Here is a 21,708-nt window from a genome sequence, read left to right as displayed (position 1 = left end):
TAGCAATCGATAAAACATAAATATGCAATTCCTGGAAAACCCCAACATTGATCATCTTCAAAAGATTGAAAGTTGGCTGATTGAAGAGAGTCAAAAGACAAATGAAGGATTTTACTGTAATTGGCAGATTATTATGAAATGCTTTCACGATAACCAGTTGTTAATTTACCACAGTAATCAGGAACCCATTGCATTTGCATGTTGGGATTCTTGTGGTGATTCTTATGCAGATATAGATATTTTTGAGGTTCATCCTCATTTCCGAAATAAAGGAATTGGGAAGGAGTTTTATAATAAAATAGAGTTCTTTTTTAAATCAAAAAATTACATTGCAATAAAACTATTTTGTTCACCAATTGAATCGGAAACCTTTTGGAAGAAAATGAATTTTATTAAGTTTCCAAAAAGAGGATACGCCGAACCGGAACTGACATACTATAAACCTTTAATTAAAGTCAATAATCCCACTCAGGATGGTAGCGGATTAACTGACAAATTGGAACTTTGGGATTTAGAACCTTACGAAGTTACTAATCAAACACCGAGATGGACTTGGAAAATTAGCGAAACTGAAAATCCAGTTCTGCAGCCATGCAACCCCAATTGGAAACTCCGCTTGACAAAAAATGGCAAAATTATCAGAGATGATAAAGTAAAATATTTTGATAGAGAAAGTCTGATAGAATTAGGCCCTTTTTTATTGATCCACCTCTTATGAAAATGGTGCATATTTCAGTAATAAAGATTGGAATAAAGTTGTAGAGAAATTCGCTTGCTTTGTGTTACCAACAGAATAATTGGCCATGGATCAGCATAGCATTACAAAAACCTTTTAGTTGTCAGATTGCAAATCTCGCCTTAGCCACATCAATGTCATACAGGATTGTCCTCCGTCCTGGAGAAATCTTAATGCAATGACAGTATGGCAGCGAACAACAATTCCAAAAATATTTCCTATATTTGTACTGTTTTACTTTATAATGCACGTTAATTTAAAAATACTATTCCTTTCCTTTACACTCGCGTTATTTCTGGCGCCGGGGATTTCCTTAGCTTGCAGCAAAAAGGATAAGCAGGTTTTTAAATCAGAGGCGCATGCTGAAACTTTCATCAAACAGTCATTCGCGAAATTTCATCCGTCTTGCGATAGCGGCTATTGCAAAGACGAGTGCTGTCATCCAAAATCGCATAATTGTCAAACGGAAGGGTGCTCAGGAAACTGCAGCGGCAACCTTTGCAGTTCTGCTCAATACACCCTTTTAGCCTACAGTAATTTCTTAGAGGATTCCAAAACTGAAGCCTCCGGCTACTATAGCAACAATTCCAATTTCTATTATCAGAATACCCATTATTCCGGGGGATTCCATACCATTTGGCAACCGCCAAAAATAGGTTAATACCTCTTTTTTACAGCCTGAATTATGTCGTGTCGTGAAGTGTTTTCCCTGATGACTTATCAGCGCTGTATATTCCTTTGAACATCAACTTTTCCTTTAAAAGTAAATCTTTCATAAAAGATTTTCCTTTTGGAGCAAGGACAATTTGAAGATCAGGATACCCGTAATCAGTTTCTAAACACAGAGACTCAAAATTAACCTATAATCTAAAATTTAATGAAGAATATTCTTTTAGGAATACTGGCTTTTGTAGCAGTGTTCCTCGTTTCCTGCACCAATTCAAAAGCAGAAACTACCCAAATTACCAATGCACAGTTCAAGACCGGCGACATTGTTCCCCACGACCAGGTCTGTATGGTAAACAACGCCTACATGGGCAAAAAGCAGCTCGAAGTAAAGCATGACGGCAAAACCTACTACGGTTGCTGTGAAAACTGCAAACTCAGAATCCCACAGGAAGAAAATGCCCGCATGGCGTATGATCCGATATCTCATCAACTCATCGATAAAGCAACCGCAATTATTGCAATCTCTGATAAAAATGATAATGTCGTGTACTTCGAAAATAAAGCAAACTACGAAGCCTTTTTTAATAATAAATAATCTTTAAACTTATAAAATAATGAAAACACTAGTATTCAGCCTTTTGGCAATCGGCACACTTGCACTCACTTCCTGCAAAGAGAATAAAGAACAGAAAAAAACCACTGAAACATCCATGCAGCACGATATGAGCATGATGTCTGACAGTTCAGCGATGGGCAATATGGCAACGGATAAAGAGGTAACCGTTACTGAAGCCAAAAAGTCTTCCGCTGATCTTACGGAGCTTTATTCCCATTACACTCACCTTACATTCGCTTTGTCCGGTGATGATGATAAAGAAGCGGTGAGTGCAGCCAAAGGGATCCTCGCTTCTTTTCCCAAAATAGACAAAAACGGTTTTTCTGCTGAACAGAAAAAAGAATTTGCTGACCTCGAATCAAGCATCAGTGAAAACGCCGAGCACATTGCAGATAACGCCGGAAAGATTGATCATCAGCGCGAACATCTGGATTTAATGAGCGCCGATTTTTACGACCTGCTGAAAGATTTCGGAACTCCAAAACCGGTGTACAAAGTATTTTGTCCAATGTATAACGATAACAAAGGCGCTTTTTGGCTTAGCGATTCACGTGAGGTGAAGAATCCTTATTTAGGCAAAGAAATGCTGTCATGTGGCGAGGTTCAGGAAGAAATTAAGTAAAACCGTACAGAACCATGATTCAAAATTTAATCAAACTGTCCCTCCGCAACAGGTATTTCGTTTTGCTGATTGCAACCGGCCTTTTTATCTGGGGTATTTTTGCGGTAAGGGACAATCCCATCGATGCCATTCCGGATCTGAGTGAGAACCAGGTCATCGTTTTTACGGAGTGGATGGGCAGAAGTCCCCAGATTATGGAAGATCAGGTGACTTTCCCGCTGGTCAGTAACCTTCAGGGCATTCCGAAAATTAAGAACATCCGGGCTTCCTCTATGTTTGGGATGAGTTTCGTGTATGTCATTTTCGAAGATAACGTAGATATTTATTGGGCCAGAACCCGGGTAATGGAACGCCTCAATTATGCGCAGCGTTTACTCCCACAAGATGTCACCCCTACGCTCGGACCGGATGGCACTGGTGTTGGTCACGTTTTCTGGTACCATTTGGATGCACCTAAAATGGATTTAGGAGACCAGCGCGCCCTCCAGGACTGGTACGTGAAATTTGCCTTGCAGACGGTTCCCGGTGTCGCGGAAGTGGCATCCTTTGGCGGCTTCGAAAAACAGTACCAGCTTATCGTAGATCCTGTAAAATTGCAGTATTACAACGTCTCCCTCATGGAGGTGATGAATAAGGTAAAGGCTAACAACAACGATGTAGGGGGACGGAAATTTGAGATGGCCGATATGGCATACATCATTCGCGGACTGGGGTACATAAAGAACGTAGCCGATATCGAGGAAATTGCTTTGGGAAATTACAACGGTATTCCTGTGCGTGTGAAAGATATTGGCTCTGTACAGATGGGTGGTGATCTCCGCCTGGGTATTTTCGACGCGGATGGGGAAGGAGAAGTGGTAGGCGGTATCGTGGTGGCGCGGTATGGCGAAAATGCGGATAAGGTCATCAGAGAGGTGAAAGAGAAAATGAAGGATGTAGAAAAAGGCCTGCCCGAAGGCGTTACCTTCAAAACATCTTACGACCGCAGTACGCTGATTGAAGGGGCAATAGACAATATTAAAACCAAGCTGATTGAAGAAATTATCGTGGTAGCAATCATTGTTATTCTGTTTCTTTTCCACTGGCGAAGTGCATTGAGCATCATTATTCAGATTCCGGTCACCATTGCCATCAGTTTTATTCTGCTCAATGCGTTTGGACTTTCTTCCAATATCATGTCCCTTACAGGAATTGCGCTGGCAATTGGAGTGATCGTGGATAACGGAATTATCATGTCCGAAAATGCGTATAAAAATCTCTCCGATTGGCAGAACCATCAACAAAATAAAAACCTATAACAATGAAGACCAACTGGTTTAAAAATATATTCAGAAAGAAAGAGAAGGAGAAAGACAGTTACGTTAAAATTCCCGAAGATATTCGGATGAAGATTATCGAAAAATCATCCTTACAGGTATCCAGAGGCGTATTTTTTTCTACGGTGATTATCGTGGTTTCTTTTCTCCCCGTATTTATGTTGACAGGTCAGGAAGGGAAACTTTTTCACCCGCTGGCATACACTAAAACCTTCATACTGATCGTCGATGCAATCCTGGTGCTTACCCTTGCGCCGGTACTCATCTCATTTTTCATGAAGGGAAAATTTAAAGACGATAATAAAAACCCAATAAACAGGGGCTTGGAACGGATTTACGAACCGCTGATAAGATGGTGCATGAAATGGAAAAAAACGACGCTGGGCATTAACATTTTGGCCCTGCTCATCAGTATTCCAATGATTATGAACCTTGGACGTGAATTTATGCCGCCTTTGGATGAAGGATCCCTGCTCTTTATGCCGGTTACACTGCCCGATATTTCAAACTCTGAAGCCAAAAGATTACTGCAAGTACAGGATAAAATCATTAAAGGAATTCCGGAAGTGGATCATGTCCTCGGAAAAGCCGGAAGAGCCAACACGGCGACAGATAATTCACCCATCTCCATGATTGAAACCATTATTTTGTTGAAACCGCAAAGCGAATGGCGCGAGGGCAAAACAAAAGAAAATCTGATCGATGAGCTGAATGCCAAACTGCAGATTCCGGGCGTAACTAATGGCTGGACTATGCCGATTTCCAACAGGATCAACATGCTTTCAACAGGGATTAGAACTGACGTTGGAGTGAAGGTGTATGGACAGAATCTGGATAGTATCGCGGTCCTTTCCGAAAAAATAAAAAAGGAACTCACCGGTATTGAAGGAATAAAAGACATGTATGTAGAACCCATCACCGGCGGAAAATATGTGGACATTCAAGTGAAACGCGAAGAAATAGGAAGATACGGGCTAAGTGTGGATGATGTAAATGCCGTCGTGGAAAGTGCGCTCGGCGGAATGAAACTCACCACCACAGTGGAAGGCCGACAGCGCTTTTCGGTAAATGCCAGATACGGCCAGGATTTCAGAAATAATTTGGAATCTCTGAGAAGATTGCCCATGCAGACGATGGAATTTGGTTCCATTCCGCTAAGTGCAGTGGCTGACATTCGTCTTACAGAAGGACCACCAATGATCAATTCTGAAAATGCAATGTTGCGTGGAACTGTTCTATTCAACGTACGCGACCGGGATTTAGGCAGTACCGTAAAAGAAGCCCAGGCAAAACTCAATAACATGGTGAACAAAATGCCAAAAGGTTATTTCGTGGAATGGAGCGGTCAGTACGAAAACCTGATTCGGGGCGAGCAGACTTTAAAAATGATTATGCCCCTCGTATTAATAGTGATTTTCCTTTCGATGTATTTTGCGTTCAATTCTTACCGCGAAGCTTTCTTTAATCTCATCAGTATTCCTTTTGCCCTAATCGGGGGTGTCTTTATGATTTCGATTTGGGGGGTGAACCTTTCCGTAGCCGTAGCAGTTGGTTTTATTGCGTTGTTCGGACTTGCGGTAGAAACCGGAATCGTGATGGTTATCTACCTGAACGATGCCATGATTCAGCTTACCACGAAGAATGGCAACTCACGGGAGACCATTACCAATGAAGAACTTCGGGAGTACGTCATCAATGGAGCAGCAAAAAGATTAAGACCTAAAATTATGACAGTGTGTGTTACCCTTTTCGGACTCGTTCCCATCCTGTGGAGTCACGGCGTGGGAAGTGATATGATGAAACCAATCGTATTGCCGATGGTTGGTGGTGTTTTCACTTCGGCCATTCACATCCTTTTGGTAACACCAATTATCTTTTATATGCAGAAGGAATGGGAACTGAACAAACTAGGGAAAATTGACGTCCTCGACGCTGCCCATTAATCCTTAAATGATTACAAAATGAAAAAATTAATAATAACAGCAGTACTGGCCTTCCTTTACACTACCATTGATGCTCAGCAAATGTCGCTGCCCGCAGTAATGGACAGTATCGCAGCCAACCATCCGGTGGTTAAAATGTACAATGCCGAAATCCGGTCAATGGATGCTGCCGCAAAAGGAGCAAGAAGCTGGATGCCTCCAACCGTAGGAGCAGGTTTCTTCATGACGCCCTATAATGCAAAACTCTGGCAGCGCGACGGCGATATGCTCGGCATGGGCTCAGTAGCAGTTTCGGTAGAACAGATGTTGCCCAACAGAAAGAAACTCAACGCCAACGAAAATCTGATGAAGGCAATGTCTGCTGTAGAAAAGGAAAAACTTTATGCCGCCCTCAATGAAAACTTTCAGGATGCAAAAAAACTGTATTACAGTTCCATTGTCCTGGATAAAAAGCTGAAGGTCGTTAAGGAAAACGAAAAGATGCTCGACTTTATGATTAAAAACGCCGAGATCCGGTACAAAAACGGACTTTCCAAAATATCCGCCTATTACAAAGCCAAAGCGGCCCTCGGAAGTTCAAAAAACATGCAGCTCATGTATGAGAATGACCTGCGCGTCAACCGCATCCGGTTGAATGCCCTCATGGGAAGAGACGCCCTGTCACCGCTGGAAATCCTGCCTGAGTACAACTTAAACGATTATTCCCTGGAGACCTTTGGTCAGGATCTTTTTGAGCAGAACAGAAGTGACTTGCGTGGCATCGACCGGGAAATTAATATTGCCAAACTCAAACAGGATCTGGAAAAGCAGAATCTAAAGCCGGAATTTGGCGTAAAGTTCGAAAACATGTTTGGTTTTGGTGGCCAGCCCATGCAGTTTTCTCTGATGCTGATGGCAAAACTGCCTTTCGTATCCTGGGCTTCAGGCATGAATAAAGCCAATATTGAAAGCCTGAAACTGAAAGAAGAAGCCTTGCAGGCACAGAAAGAAATGATGGTGAACGAATACAGCGGAATGGCCTACGGAATGCGCAATGAACTGGATCTGAATAAAAATCAGCTGAAACTCTATGAAGACACCATTATTCCGGCCTTAAAAAACAACTACAAATCCATGCAGTTGGGCTATGAGCAGAATACGGAAGAACTCTTCATGTTATATGACGCATGGGAACAGCTGAATATGGCCCAACTGGAATATTTCGAGATCCTTACCAAAGCACTGCAGACGCAAACTGAAATTGACCGCTTAATTGAAAGAAGATGAGAAAAATTATAATATTCACTATGCTTTTATTTGGTTTGACGGCGTGTGACAAAGTTAAGTTCTGGGAAGATAAGCACTCGGCAGAAGCTGCAATGCATACTTATACCTGTCCGATGCACCCGGAAGTGATTTCAGACAAACCCGGCAAATGTCCCAAATGTGGGATGGATTTGGTCCTGAAAGATGCCCCTGAAAAAAAGGAAGAGGGGATTAAACTCGACGATCTGTTGAAACCAACCAATGAATTTGTAGTGTCGGAACAGCCCGTAATAAAAGTAAAAAGAGAAAACATACCCACCACGGTTGATGCTTTAGGGACGGTAGAATACGATACTCGACAGATTGGCAGTATTTCCTCACGCGTTGCGGGCCGTATCGAGAAACTCTATGTGCGGTATAAATACCAGAAAGTGTCGAAAGGGCAGCGTATTTTAGATATATACAGCCCGGAACTTTTAACCGCACAGCAAAACCTGCTCTTCGTTATTAAAAATGACCGCTCAAACAAAACAATGATCGATGCTTCACGCCAGAAACTCCTTCTTTTGGGAATGCCGGCTTCACAGATTCAGAAAGTCATCCAGCGAGGGAAACCTGATCTCACAGTTCCGGTTTTCAGCAATTACAGCGGACACATTCAGCAGGCAGGATCGGCCGGAAGCATGGGGTCATCACCACAATCTGCACCCGCAATGGCTTCAAATACGGCAGCCACCGCTGAACTACCCCTAAAAGAGGGAATGTATCTCCAGAAAGGACAGAATATTTTCAGTGTCTACAATCCCAACAGAACCTGGGCCCTGATCAATATTTTCTCTGAAGACATTGCACTGGTCAGCAAAGGACAGTCAGTCATGATCATCCCGGAAGCCAATCCTGAAAATCGCTTCAAAGGAACCATCGGTTTTATTGAACCGTTTTTCAGGCAGGGCAGCAAAACCGTAACGGCGCGCGTCTATTTTGATAATTCCACCGCAAAAATTCCTGTCGGAAGTCAGGTTAAAGCGGAGATTATGAGCCACAACAGAATGGCAGATTGGCTGCCGAAATCAGCGGTGGTTTCTTTGGGGATTGATAAAATTGCGTTCAAAAAAGTTGAAGGCGGTTTTATTGCCCACAAGGTTGTTACCGGCGCGGTGGTAGGCGATAAAATTCAGATCGTCAGTGGTTTGCTTCCTGAAGATGGAGTTGCCGAAAATGCACAGTACCTGATGGACAGCGAAAGTTTCATAAAAATTAACAGATAAAAATTGATAAGATGAAATTTAATATTTTAATGCTGGCCTTGCTGGTTTTCCTTTACTCCTGTAAAAAGGAGGAAGATCCGCATGCCGGCCACGATATCTACTACACCTGTTCCATGCACCCGCAGGTAGTCTCCGATAAACCCGGAAAATGCCCCATTTGTCACATGGATTTGGTGCCTGTCGAGAAGAAAAAGAATGCTGATCCTAACGAAATTATCTTGAATGACGAGCAGGTTAAACTTGGGAATATCAAAACAGTCGCGCTATCTGATGGGTCTATGGCCGACAAACTTACCCTGACTGGAACACTCAATTTTAATCAGTACCAAATGCAGGCAGTAAGTTCCAGAGTAATGGGTAGAGTTGAACGGTTGTATTATAAAAACATTGGCGATTTTGTTCCGAAGGGGGCGCCGTTGGTCGATATTTACAGTGAAGAACTCAATAATGCAAAGCAGGAATATTTGCTGGCATTAGAAAGACGCAAGCTGTTCGTCGGTAATACTTCCATTGATTTTGATCAGTTGCTCCAAAGTTCCCGCAACAAGCTTTATTTATGGGGAATGTCCGAAGGCCAGATCAAACAGCTGGAAAGATCAGGAAAAGCCACGCCAACCACTACTGTGTTCAGCAATGCAGCCGGTTACATCACCGATCTGAGCATTGCCGAAGGCGATTATCTTGCAGAAGGTGGCACCATCGTGAATCTGGCAGATCTTTCATCGCTGTGGGCAGAGGCGCAGGTCTATTCTTCCCAAATGACTCTCCTTCAGAAAGACAGCAAGGTCACCGTATATATTCCCGATCTGGATAATTTGAAGATTAATGGGAAGGTTGATTTTACAAACCCTGAAATAAGCGCCTCCAGCAGGATAAATCTGGTTCGCATTTCCGTGCCCAACAAAGGAAATCTGCTGAAACCCGGCATGCCGGTATATGTTCTGGTGGAAAACAAATCCCGCGATGGCCTTTCAATGCCTGTGGATGCAGTAATCAGGGATGGTAAATCCTCCACGGTCTGGGTGAAAACCGCGAAGAATACCTTCGTAAACAGAATGGTGGAAACGGGTCTGGAATATGAAGACAGAATAGAAATCACCTCCGGAATTAAAGCGGGAGACGAAGTGGTGGTTTCCGGGGCTTACCTGCTGAACAGTGAATACATATTCAAGAAAGGAGTTGATCCCATGGCGGGTCACGATATGAGCACCATGTAATATGAGAAAATTGAATATGATAGGCTGGCTGTCGGTGATAGTGGTGGCTATTGTTTTAGTCATTCAGGTCATACCGGTGGAGCGTAATGTCTCCACCGTTCCGCCAGGTCAAAGTTTTGAAAAAACCGAAAAGGTGCCCGCCAACGTGGCTGCAATCCTTAAAGTTTCCTGTTACGACTGTCATTCCAATAATACCCGCTATCCCTGGTATTCGGAATTGCAGCCGGGAGCATATTTTATGGCTCAGCATATTAAAGAAGGCAAAGAAGAACTCAATTTGGATGAGTTCAATGACTATTCAAAAAGACGGAAGAAAGCGAAAATAAAAAGCATCATCGGTCAGATTGAGAAAGAGGAAATGCCTTTAAAATCCTATCTTTTACTTCATCCTGATGCAGGTTTAACACCAAATAAGAAAAAAGTCCTTTTGCAGTTTTTTCAGTCAGAACTTGAACTTTAAAACATGAAATGAAAATCGTCAAAAATGAAAATAAAATCTTAAAAGAACGATATGAAAACAAACAAAAAATTAATCAGCGCAGGTCTGCTGGCTGCCTTCACCGCCTCATTATGTTGCATTACACCATTATTAGCCTTCATTGCAGGAACAAGCGGCCTAGCTACAACTTTTTCCTGGCTCGAACCTTTACGGCCTTATTTAATCGGGTTAACAATTTTTGTTCTTGGTTTTGCCTGGTATCTTAAATTAAAACCTAAAAAACAATTAGACTGTAGCTGTGAGAAAGATGAGAAAATACCGTTCACGCAGTCCAAAATGTTTTTGGGGATTATAACCCTTTTCGCTGTCGTGATGCTTGCCTTCCCATACTATTCAGGAATTTTTTATCCAACAACAGAAAAGCAAATTATAATAGTAGATCAATCTAATATCCGGGAAATAGAATTTACAATTAGTGGAATGACCTGCGCAAGCTGTGGTGAACATGTCAATAGCGAAGTAAATAAACTGACGGGAATTATAAGTTCAGACGCTTCGTACGAAAACAAAAATGCAGTTGTGAAATTTGATGATTCAAAAACAAACATTGATGAAATCGAAAACGCCATAAATGCTACGGGATATTTAGTAACCGACAAAAAAGAATATTAATTGAAAACCATTGGTCGTGAAAAACCATAATAAATTATTAAACAGATGAATACAGTCAAATTACAGTCGATCATCACTTGCCCCAATTGCGGACATAGGAAAGAGGAAACAATGCCTACAGATTCTTGCCAGTATTTCTACGAATGCGAAAAATGTAAGACCGTTTTAACACCAAAACAGGGCGATTGCTGTGTGTATTGCAGTTACGGAACAGTGCCTTGTCCCCCAGTTCAGCAGGACAAGAAATGTTGCTAAAAGTCCTTACGTTTAACTAAATAACAAAAACCATTTTAATGGACAAATCAACGCACAGCCACAAAGTTTCTCCGGACCATAGTGCCTCGGGGAAAACTCATTCTACACAGAATATGGATTCAAAAAAAGAAAGTGAACAAATGGATCACAGCGGGGCATACAAAAAGTTGTTTTGGATGCTTCTCATTTCCTTCGTATCCATGTTTATATTAATGTATGCGATGGTTGATCGGTTATCCAATGTGATTCCCAATATCAATCAGTTTTATATGGCCGGACTAATGGCTTCTCCTATGTTGATCATCGAACTGCTGTTAATGGCAAAGATGTATCCCAATAAAAAACTCAACAAGGTACTGATGGGTGTCGGTGTGTTGGCGATGGTGCTGTTTTGGTCTGGCATTCGGCAGCAGACAGCCGTGGGAGATGTCCAGTTCCTAAAGTCCATGATTCCACACCATGCAGGGGCTATTCTTATGGTCGAAGAAAGTAATCTGGTCGATCCGGAAGTGAGAAAGTTGGGCGAGGAAATTATCAAAGCACAGGAGGAAGAAATTGCCGTCATGAGGGCGAAAATTAAGGAACTTCAAACCCGGAAGTAATCTCAAATAGCAGAATTTAACGCAAAAAAATTGAATTATGAAAAAATACACCTGTCCCATGCATCCCCAGATATTGAAGGACGAACCGGGGAAATGTCCACTTTGCGGAATGAACTTAATTCCCTTGGGAGGAACCGCCCGACCTGAAAAAGACGAACACAGCCATCATCATCAGAATCATGATCATCACTCAGAATCTGATAGTTCAGCGGCGGGATTTGACAAACATGCAGGTCATCATACTCCGGATTTTCTAAAAAGATTCTGGATTACACTGGTACTTTCTGTCCCGGTGCTGCTGCTTTCCCACATGATTCAGCAGTGGCTTGGTTTCACCATAGCTTTTCAAGGCGATAAATACGTGCTGTTGGTTTTGGGAAGTATTATTTATTTCTACGGTGGAATGCCTTTTTTCAAAGGGTTTTTGGGCGAAGTGAAAGCCGGAGCTATTGGGATGATGACGCTCGTTGCTTTGGCGATTACCGTAGCTTATGTCTATTCCGTTGCCGTCGTATTCGGGCTGCCGGGCATGGATTTCTTTTGGGAGCTCGCCACCCTAATTGTCATCATGCTTCTGGGTCATTGGCTCGAAATGCGTTCACAGATGGCAGCTTCAAAAGCGTTGCAATCTCTAGTTGCCTTACTACCAAATGACGTAACCGTCGAGCATAACGGAAGTCCGGTTAAAATAAAACTGGAACAGCTGAAAAACGGAGATACCGTAATCATAAGACCGGGCGAAAAAGTCGCCGCTGACGGTCTGATTGTCGAGGGCAGTTCCTATTTAAATGAAAGCATGCTGACCGGAGAAAGTGTTCCTGTAAGAAAAGAGTCCGGTGGAAAGGTTATCGCAGGGTCTATCAATGGAGACGGGGCTTTAAAGATAAAAGCAACAGGGGTTGGAAAGGATTCGTACCTCAATAAGGTCATTAATTTGGTTCAGGATGCGCAGGCAGCAAAGTCGAACACTCAGAATCTGGCGGATAAAGTAGCCAAATGGCTTACTATAGTAGCAATTGTGGTGGGAGTAGGAACTTTCGCTTACTGGTACATCACCATGGGAGATTTGGCTTTTGCTCTGGAACGGATGGTAACGGTAATGGTAACGGCCTGCCCTCATGCTTTAGGAGTGGCAATCCCTCTGGTGGTGGCCATTTCCACTACACTTTCAGCGACAAATGGTTTACTCATCAGAAACCGCACGGCTTTTGAAACCACCAGAAAATTATCGACCATTATTTTCGATAAAACCGGCACCCTTACGAAAGGTTCCCACACTGTGCAGAAAATCATTCCTCTAACGGAACACTATTCGGAAAACGATTTACTCCAGTATGCAGCAGCAGTGCAGCAGAACTCCGAACATCACATTGCAAAAGGAATCATGCAGACCCTTTCCGAGAAAAAACTGGAGCTATGGAAGTCAGACAATTTCCGCTACATGCAGGGAATTGGAGTGACAGGAATCGTAAACGGTAAATCGGTTGTCGCGGCTGGTCCTAATTATTTTGTTCAAAACAATAAACAGGTACCTGCCATTCCGGAAGAAATCAACCAGGATGCAGAAACAGTGAACTTTATTTTGATTGATGACGTGCCCGTGGGTATTGTTTCTTTAGCAGATACCATTCGCGAAGGCGCAAAAGAAGCTATTGACCAACTTCGAAGCATGAACATTAAATCATTCCTGCTTACAGGTGATAACGAAAAGGTAGCGGCGGCGGTGTCAAAGCAGTTAGGAATGGACGGATATTTGGCAAATGTACTTCCGCACCACAAACAGGAAAAAGTAAAAGAATTTCAGGATAAAGGGGAAATCGTTGCGATGACAGGTGACGGCGTAAATGATGCACCGGCTTTGGCAGCAGCAGATGTTGGCATTGCAGTTGGCAGCGGAACTGATGTTGCTGCTGAAACAGCAGACATTATTCTGGTGAACAGCGATCCGCGGGATGTCGTAAAAATGATTGATTTTGGTAAGAAAACCTACAGCAAAATGATTCAGAACCTGGTTTGGGCCGTCGGTTACAACGTCGTGGCAATTCCATTGGCTGCAGGGGTTCTCTATCCTTCATTCGTTCTGAGCCCCGCGATGGGCGCAGTGCTGATGAGCGTAAGTACCATCGTGGTCGCATTGAACGCAAGTTTGTTAAAAATTAAATAATCACAAGATGAAATATATATTTTCGCTCTTTCTATTTATGGCAATGTCCATAAACAGTTATTCACAAAGCACCAAAACCGTGTACACCTGCCCGATGCATCCGCAGGTCATGAAATCAGCACCCGGTAACTGCCCCATTTGCGGTATGACCCTGGTGAAAAAATCCGTTACTGAGAAAAAAACGGCGGCCAAATCCGCGCCCGCTCCTAAAAAGGCCACCGCAGTTAAAAAAACTACGATTCAGAAACCTGACGTGACCCCTGCAAAAACAAAGTCAAAAGCGGAAGTTAAAAAACCGGTGATGCCAAAGACTAAAGCAGTACCGAAAGACCCAGCGAGCATCAAAATGCCGGAACATTCAACAACTGCTCCGCATCAGCATGAAGCAGCGCAAAAGATGTACACCTGTCCGATGCATCCCGAGGTGGTTTCGGATAAACCCGGAAAGTGTCCCAAGTGCGGTATGAATCTGGTTCCTCAAAAGGAAAGCGGCCAGCATCAGGGTACCGGCAAAACCCCGGAACCTCAAACTTCAGATCCGCATCAGCATGAAGCGGCGCAAAAAGGTTACACCTGTCCGATGCATCCCGAAGTGATATCGGACAATCCGGGAAAGTGTCCCAAGTGCGGTATGAATCTGGTCCCTCAAAAAGGAAAGAAGGAAGATCATTCTGCACACGGAAACATGCAGATGCATGGCGAACACAAAATGGTCATGCCCATGCCTGAAAAACACCTAAAGGGCGGACGCAAAGTGACCTATCATCTTTATGTGAAAGACACCCTGGTAAATTTCGCGGGAAAACAGAAACGCGCCATTGCCGTAAACGGGCAGATTCCGATGCCAAAGCTGGAGTTTTATGAGGGCGATACGGCGGAAGTGATTGTCCATAATTTAATGGATGAAGAAACTTCTCTGCACTGGCACGGTCTTCACCTGCCAAATAAAGAAGATGGCGTTCCGTGGCTCACCCAGAAACCCATTCCACCACATTCAACCTACACGTATTCGTTTCCCATCATCCAAAACGGAACCCACTGGTATCACTCACACACTGGCCTGCAGGAGCAGATTGGAATGTATGGGATGATGATTCTGAAAAAACGTCCCGAAGATCCTACGTTCCGACCGGGGATTGATGATTTGCCCACAGAGCATCTTATTCTTAGCGAATGGACAAACCTGAACCCCAATAATGTTCAGCGGATGCTTCACAACGCTAACGACTGGTTCGCTATTAAAAAAGGCAGTACTCAAAGTTATGCCGAAGCCATTAAAGAAGGCCACTTTAAAACAAAACTCACCAACGAGTGGAAGCGGATGCTGGCCATGGACGTGAGCGATGTGTATTATGATGCATTCCTGATTAACGGTAAAGTAGAAAGCAAGCTAGCCGGGTATAAAGCCGGTGATAAAGTTCGGCTTCAAATCGCCAACGGCGGTGCTTCCTCCTATTTCTGGCTTAATTATGCCGGAGGAAAAATAAAAGTAGTGGCAAGTGACGGATTAGACATTGAACCGGTCGAAGTGGATCGCCTGATCCTGGCGGTTTCCGAAACAGTGGATATCGTCGTGGAAATTCCTGAAAAAAACACTTCATACGAACTACTTGTTACACCCGAAGACCGCACAAAATCTGCGTCAGTGTTTATTGGAGAAGGAATTACGAAATCACATGATCCATTACCCAAACTCAAATATTTTGAAGGAATGAAGATGATGAACGACATGATGAAGATGAACGGTGACATGAAAGATATGGGCATGGAGATGAGTTACCAGACCATGGATATGAATCAGGTGATGTACCCCGAAATTAGTGCTGAAAATAATGCAGCAATGCCGATGGACAAGATGGACAACAACGATGCGCAAATGGATCACTCACAGCATCAGATGCCTGCTTCCGGGATTACCACATTGAATTACGGAATGATGAAGTCGCCTTATGACACTTCGCTTCCGAAAGACAGTCCCGTGCGCGAGCTCAAGTTTACCCTTACGGGAAACATGAACCGCTACGTTTGGAGCATGGACGATAGAGTCCTGGCAGAATCGGACAAAATATTGGTAAAAAAAGGCGAAATTCTCCGCATTACCCTTTTCAATAACTCAATGATGCGTCACCCGATGCACCTGCACGGTTTTGATTTTCGGGTACTCAACAAAAATGGCCTTCAGGCACCCCTCAAAAATGTGTTGGATATTATGCCGATGGAAACTAATGTCATCGAATTTGAAGCTAAAACGGATGGGGACTGGTTTTTCCACTGTCACATCCTCTATCACATGATGGCGGGGATGAACCGTGTTTTTGCTGTTGGTGATTATCAGAATCCTTTGCTGCCCGATAAAGCTTCAGCTTACAAAAAGCTTCAGCGCGAAAGTAACATGTGGCACCTGATGGCCGAAAACGATTTCGCCACCAATGGTAACGACGGGATGGCGAGAATTTCAAATGCCCGCTGGGAATTGGGAACAGAATGGCGTTTAGGTTACAATCCCCATCACGGCTACGAGGTGGAAACCCAACTCGGCAGGTATGTGGACCGTATGCAGTGGCTGAAACCATTTATCGGATTTAACTATCATTATAGAAAGATTGACAGGAATAATATTGAAAAAACCCTTTTTGGACAGGCATCTACTAAAGATGAAAGAAAAACTTTCAGCGCTGGTATCATGTATAAACTCCCGATGTTGGTGGACCTGCAGGCAGAAATATTTACAGACGGAATTGTAAGGTTCCAGCTGAAACGTGAAGACATTCCGTTGACTGCGCGTTTGCGCGGGGCATTCATGGTCAATACCGACAAAGAATATATGGCAGGTCTTAAATATATCGTCACAAAAAATATCGGAATCTCAACCCACTACGACAGCGATATGAGCTGGGGTGCAGGGATTACACTGAACTATTAAAGGAGTTTTTAGTGTGTCAATTTTAAAGTGTGCAGCTGCCAAATAAAGACCGGTTGCACTCTTTTTTACAGCGTATAACGACCGCCGGAACCACAGATTCTCATGAGGCAAACAATACCAGCCTACAACCTGAGGAATCATTGCAGTAATATAAGCTAAGACATAAGTTCAATTAAATATATTTTTATTAAATTAGCACCGTGAAAATTTTTTCCTTTTTTCTTTCCTTATTCTTCATGGTACTCACGATGGTACCATGCAGCGATGCTGCGAAAGGTTTAGGCGAAAAAGTTTGTTTGGCAGAAAACGTTCATTTAGAGCAAGGTCAGGATCAGCATGCTGATCTTTGTACGCCTTTCTGCGTTTGCCACTGTGCGGGGATGTCAATGACTATAGCACAGATCAAAGAATTACTCCCTGAAAAGATTACTCTTTTAATTAAAGACACTCTTCCTGAAAAGAATTACAGTTACGCGATTCTACATGTTGTCAATATCTGGCAACCTCCGCAATTAGGTTAGTATTATTAAATAAAATTTACGGTTTTGCTTTTCTGCGAACGCGTACTTTTTATTATCTAAATTTTACTTTAATCTAATTTTCTTTATCAATGCTAAATAAAATCATTGAATTCTCCATCAATAATAAATTGGTGATCGGAATTTTCACTATTGCGCTCATTATTTGGGGCGTCATGTCCCTTCGAACCCTTCCTATAGATGCCGTACCAGATATTACAAATAATCAGGTTCAGGTAATAACATTAAGCCCATCTCTGGCAACACAGGAAATAGAACAGTTTATTTCTTATCCTATTGAACAAACAATGTCTACTATACCTGAAATTCAGGAAGTGCGGTCTATTTCCCGCTTTGGTTTATCTGTTGTCACCATTATTTTTCATGACGACATAGATATTTACTGGGCTCGCCAACAAGTATCTGAACGGCTTCCTGAAGCCAAAAGTTCCATTCCAGCCGGTCTTGGGAATCCTGAAATGGCGCCTGTCTCTACTGGTTTAGGTGAAATTTATCAATATACCGTACATGCCAAACCCGGCTTTGAGGATAAATATGATGCTACCAAACTACGAACAATACAAGATTGGATTATTAGAAAACAACTTTTGGGTACGCCGGGAATTGCAGAAGTAAATAGTTTTGGAGGTCTTTTGAAACAATATGAAATTGCTTTAAACATTAATCAACTTAGAAGTTACAATTTATCTATTTCTGATATTTTCACAGCACTGGAAAAAAACAATCAGAATACCGGCGGTTCATATATTGATAAAAAACCCAATGCCTATTTTATTAGGAGTGAGGGCTTGATCACTAGTCTTGCAGATATCGAAAGGATCGTAGTTAAAAATTCGGAGAATGGCCTACCTATTACAATTAGGGATGTTGCAAAAGTTCAGTTTGGCACCGCTACACGCTACGGTGCACTTACCAGAAATGATAAAGAAGCAGTTGGTGGAATTGTATTGCTATTGAAAGATAATAATGCTTCTGAAGTAGTTGGACGAGTAAAAGATAAAATAGACCAAATACGGAAAACTTTACCTGACGGTGTAGAGATAGAACCTTTTCTGGACAGAAGTGAATTTGTAGACAGAGCCATGAGTACGGTTCAAAAAAACTTAATAGAAGGAGCATTAATTGTAATATTGGTATTAGTACTTTTTCTTGGGAACATTCGCTCCGGATTAATTGTGGCTTCTGTAATTCCATTAGCAATGCTATTTGCCGTCGCATTAATGAAAGTTTTTGGCGTATCTGGAAACTTAATGAGTCTTGGGGCGATTGATTTTGGACTAATCGTAGACGGTGCTGTAATTATCGTGGAAGCAACCATGCACCGTTTAGCCCGGCAAAAAGCAGGAAAAATTTCGCAAGCAGAAATGGATATGCAGGTTTCCGGTTCTGCAAAAAAAATGATGAACTCGGCTGCTTTTGGTCAACTGATTATTTTAATTGTCTATTTGCCAATATTGGCTTTAGTAGGAATTGAAGGTAAAATGTTTCGCCCGATGGCACAAACGGTTTCCTTTGCAATATTTGGGGCATTAATTCTTTCGCTTACTTATGTGCCGATGATCAGTTCACTTCTATTGAGTAAAAATATTACCCATAAAAAGAACTTTTCTGATAAAATGATGGAAAAATTTCAGCGCGTTTATGATCCGTTGATTAATGGTGCACTGCGATTTAAAAAAACCGTTTTGATTGTTGCAGTTGCGCTGCTTGGTTTGTCAGCAGTTATTTTCAACTCTCTCGGTGGTGAATTTCTGCCAACACTTGAGGAAGGAGATTTTGCTGTTGAGACAAGATTATTGGTAGGAAGTTCTCTGGATCAGACAGTTGAAAAAATAGAGCAAGCATCTAGTTTATTAATGAAAACTTACCCGGAAGTGAAGGAAGTCGTAGGCAAGATTGGTGCATCCGAGATTCCTACAGATCCAATGCCTATAGAGGCTACAGATATTACGATCTTATTGAAACCTAAAAAAGATTGGACAAGTGCAGATACACGAGAGGAATTGGCGGAGAAAATGCAGAAAACTTTAGAACAGGTTCCAGGCGTTACTTTCGGTTTTTCTCAACCTATACAACTTCGTACCAACGAATTAATTTCTGGAGTTAGACAGGATGTGGGTATCAAAATATTTGGTGATGATTTAGAAACGCTTTCAGATTTAGCAAAAAAAATAGGTGCATTAATTCCTTCAGTAGATGGTGCAGAAGATTTGTATGTTGAACAGGTGAGTGGTCTACCGCAAATTTCAATCAAATTGAACCGGGATAATATCGCGCGATATGGGTTAAATGTTGAAGAAATAAATAACGCTATTAACACTGCATTTGCTGGTGGTGTTGCCGGAACGGTATTCGAAGGAGAAAAACGTTTTGATCTGGTAGTTCGGTTAGAACAAGGAGAACGCCAAAGTATTGAAGATGTAAAAAGGCTCTTTGTTACTGCCAGTAATGGAAACCAGGTTCCGTTGGAGCAGGTTGCAGAAGTAAGTTATCAATTGGCACCTAACCAAATACAGCGTGAAGATGCCAAAAGAAGAATTATTGTTGGCTTTAATGTTCGGGGTAGAGATATTGCCTCTGTAGTAAAAGACGTTCAGGCAAAAATTGACGAAAAAGTAAAAATGCCGACAGGCTATTTTATAACTTATGGTGGCCAATTTAAAAATTTGGAAGAAGCCAACAAAAGACTGTCTATAGCCGTACCGGTTGCATTGGGATTAATTCTTTTGCTGCTCTATTTTGCGTTTGGTTCCTTAAAATACTCACTACTAATTTTCACCGCAATCCCGATGTCTGCCATAGGTGGAATATTTGCCCTTTGGTTAAGAGGTTTACCTTTTAGTATTTCGGCTGGTGTAGGCTTTATTGCTCTGTTCGGTGTGGCTGTTTTAAATGGAATCGTATTAATAACAGAGCTTAATCAACTTAAAAAACAAGGAATGAAAGATATTAAGCAAAGAATTCTCGCAGGTACTGCTATAAGATTAAGACCGGTTTTAATGACTGCTACCGTTGCATCATTAGGATTTTTACCTATGGCATTGGCAACCGGAGCAGGAGGAGAAGTACAAAAACCATTAGCAACAGTTGTTATAGGTGGTTTGTTCACCGCAACATTTCTTACACTTGTACTTTTGCCGGTACTTTACTCTTATGTGGAGAATATAAAACCTTCCCGACGTAAGTTGAAAAATACAAAAATTGCAGGATCAGCAACGATTATTCTTTTGTTTTTACTCTCAGGTTTTAATAATGGAGTTAAAGGTCAAATTACGACAAATTCATCTTCATCTTTAGGGACGATAGATTTGAATTCAGCAATTTCTGCTTCCCTGGAATCCAATCCAAACACAAGGGTTGCAAGATTGGGAGAAGAATATCAGTCTGTGCTAAAAGGTTCTGTGAGAGATTATGGCAAAACAAATATCAATCTCACTTTTGGTCAATATAACAGTCTTATTGCTTATGATAATAATATTACCATAAGCCAAAATATTCCAAATCCGATTTATTTGAAAAGACTTACTGAACTAGCAGATGCCAACATAAACGCATCCAAAATGCAGGCAGGAATTTATAAAAATCAGATCACTTATCAGGTAAAAAGTATTTATTATAGTTTACTCTACAGAAAAGAACAAAGAACATTAAATGAGGAATTAATCGCGCTTTATGAGAAAATACTTCGTGCTGCCGACATAAGATTTCAGACTGGTGAAACAAATATTTTAGAAAAATACAATGCCAATACCAGATTGCAGGAAGCGATTTCTCAAAAATTGCAGACGGAAGAATATATAAAAATTCATCTGGAGCAATTGAAACGGTATACCGGAAATCAAACCATTGAAGATATCGCAGACACAATGCTCAATGAAAAATTTTTAGATTTATCACCAGAGAGTAGCATGTTTAATAATAATCCAGACTTGCTTGCTTTGAAAAGCCAGATAGAAGTCGCTAAAGAAGAAATCAGAGTTGAAAAAAGCAGGTTACTACCCGATTTTAGCGTCGGTTATTTTAACCAATCGTTGGTAGGTAATTTCGAGAAAAATGGAGTTTCGAAGTTTTACGGAGTAGGAAAAAGATTTCAGGGTGTAGAATTGGGAATTAGCATACCCATTTTTGCAAAAGCGCAAAAAGCAAAAATCAAAGCCGCAGAAATTAACCAGCAAATACAGGAAGCAAAAGTAGATGCATTTTCTTTCAGTCTTTCTCAACGGGGTTCTACACTGCTTTCGGACCTAAAACGGTTGCAAATCCAGATCAATTTTTATAGGGAAACAGCATTGCCACAGGCAAAGTTGCTTATTACAAAATCACAGCGTGCCTTTGAGGTTGGAGAAATGGATTATTACCAGGTTAGTCAATCCATAAACAACGCCGTGGAAGTCCAAAAACAATACATCGAAAGTTTAAATCAATATAATCAAACAGCCATCGAACTGGAATTAATTTCTGGTTTATAATAAATAATTAAAG

Annotated in this window: 16 protein-coding genes and 1 pseudogene; all 17 read left to right on the top strand. The window is 41.8% G+C overall.

Annotated elements, in window-relative coordinates; genetic code table 11:
• The first annotated feature begins 22 nt into the window (after positions 1-22).
• The 17 genes and pseudogenes from L0951_RS10195 (at position 23) to L0951_RS10115 (ending at position 21,695) form a co-directional block, all read left to right on the top strand.
• Positions 23-718 carry a GNAT family N-acetyltransferase gene (locus tag L0951_RS10195; protein ID WP_234111128.1) on the top strand — a complete coding sequence of 232 codons (696 nt, stop codon included), beginning with the start codon at positions 23-25 and terminating at the stop codon, positions 716-718.
• An 895-nt stretch (positions 719-1,613) separates the two neighbouring features.
• Positions 1,614-2,000: a hypothetical protein gene (locus tag L0951_RS10190; RefSeq protein ID WP_034871896.1), complete on the top strand. Its 387-nt coding sequence runs from the start codon at positions 1,614-1,616 to the stop codon at positions 1,998-2,000.
• Between the two features lie 19 nt (positions 2,001-2,019).
• On the top strand, positions 2,020-2,643 hold the full coding sequence (locus tag L0951_RS10185) for a DUF3347 domain-containing protein (protein WP_034871893.1): 624 nt from the start codon (positions 2,020-2,022) through the stop codon (positions 2,641-2,643).
• Between the two features lie 14 nt (positions 2,644-2,657).
• The gene (locus L0951_RS10180; RefSeq protein ID WP_234111127.1) at positions 2,658-3,941 is read left to right on the top strand and encodes an efflux RND transporter permease subunit; all 1,284 of its coding nucleotides are present in this window, start codon (positions 2,658-2,660) and stop codon (positions 3,939-3,941) included.
• 2 nt (positions 3,942-3,943) lie between these two features.
• Positions 3,944-5,902, top strand: coding sequence for an efflux RND transporter permease subunit (locus tag L0951_RS10175; RefSeq protein WP_234111126.1), 1,959 nt, complete (start codon positions 3,944-3,946; stop codon positions 5,900-5,902).
• 18 nt (positions 5,903-5,920) lie between these two features.
• The gene (locus tag L0951_RS10170) at positions 5,921-7,168 is read left to right on the top strand and encodes a TolC family protein (protein WP_234111125.1); all 1,248 of its coding nucleotides are present in this window, start codon (positions 5,921-5,923) and stop codon (positions 7,166-7,168) included.
• Positions 7,165-8,415: an efflux RND transporter periplasmic adaptor subunit gene (locus L0951_RS10165; protein ID WP_234111124.1), complete on the top strand. Its 1,251-nt coding sequence runs from the start codon at positions 7,165-7,167 to the stop codon at positions 8,413-8,415. Before L0951_RS10170 ends, L0951_RS10165 begins: the two co-directional genes overlap by 4 nt.
• 11 nt (positions 8,416-8,426) lie before the next feature.
• Positions 8,427-9,632, top strand: coding sequence for an efflux RND transporter periplasmic adaptor subunit (locus tag L0951_RS10160; protein WP_234111122.1), 1,206 nt, complete (start codon positions 8,427-8,429; stop codon positions 9,630-9,632).
• Between the two features lies 1 nt (position 9,633).
• On the top strand, positions 9,634-10,092 hold the full coding sequence (locus L0951_RS10155; protein ID WP_234111120.1) for a heme-binding domain-containing protein: 459 nt from the start codon (positions 9,634-9,636) through the stop codon (positions 10,090-10,092).
• Positions 10,093-10,143: 51 nt separating this feature from the next.
• Positions 10,144-10,743: a mercuric transport protein MerTP gene (merTP, locus tag L0951_RS10150; RefSeq protein ID WP_122026931.1), complete on the top strand. Its 600-nt coding sequence runs from the start codon at positions 10,144-10,146 to the stop codon at positions 10,741-10,743.
• 45 nt (positions 10,744-10,788) lie between these two features.
• Positions 10,789-10,998, top strand: coding sequence for a GDCCVxC domain-containing (seleno)protein (locus L0951_RS10145; RefSeq protein ID WP_115172502.1), 210 nt, complete (start codon positions 10,789-10,791; stop codon positions 10,996-10,998).
• 38 nt (positions 10,999-11,036) lie between these two features.
• Positions 11,037-11,600: a DUF305 domain-containing protein gene (locus L0951_RS10140; protein WP_228438156.1), complete on the top strand. Its 564-nt coding sequence runs from the start codon at positions 11,037-11,039 to the stop codon at positions 11,598-11,600.
• A gap of 37 nt (positions 11,601-11,637) precedes the next feature.
• Positions 11,638-13,764: a heavy metal translocating P-type ATPase gene (locus tag L0951_RS10135; RefSeq protein WP_234111118.1), complete on the top strand. Its 2,127-nt coding sequence runs from the start codon at positions 11,638-11,640 to the stop codon at positions 13,762-13,764.
• A gap of 7 nt (positions 13,765-13,771) precedes the next feature.
• Positions 13,772-13,915: pseudogene (locus L0951_RS13715) on the top strand (heavy metal-binding domain-containing protein); the annotation flags it as partial.
• A gap of 195 nt (positions 13,916-14,110) precedes the next feature.
• Positions 14,111-16,687 (top strand): multicopper oxidase domain-containing protein, encoded by a 2,577-nt coding sequence (locus tag L0951_RS10125; RefSeq protein WP_234111144.1) that lies wholly within the window; start codon positions 14,111-14,113, stop codon positions 16,685-16,687.
• A gap of 200 nt (positions 16,688-16,887) precedes the next feature.
• On the top strand, positions 16,888-17,208 hold the full coding sequence (locus tag L0951_RS10120) for a DUF6660 family protein (RefSeq protein ID WP_234111117.1): 321 nt from the start codon (positions 16,888-16,890) through the stop codon (positions 17,206-17,208).
• 89 nt (positions 17,209-17,297) lie between these two features.
• Positions 17,298-21,695 (top strand): CusA/CzcA family heavy metal efflux RND transporter, encoded by a 4,398-nt coding sequence (locus L0951_RS10115; protein ID WP_234111115.1) that lies wholly within the window; start codon positions 17,298-17,300, stop codon positions 21,693-21,695.
• Positions 21,696-21,708 lie beyond the last annotated feature (13 nt).

Origin of the sequence: Chryseobacterium sp. R2A-55 (genome assembly GCF_021401085.1) — a bacterium.
Taxonomy (GTDB): Bacteria; Bacteroidota; Bacteroidia; order Flavobacteriales; family Weeksellaceae; genus Kaistella.
This window is presented reverse-complemented; position numbering and strand designations above follow the sequence as displayed.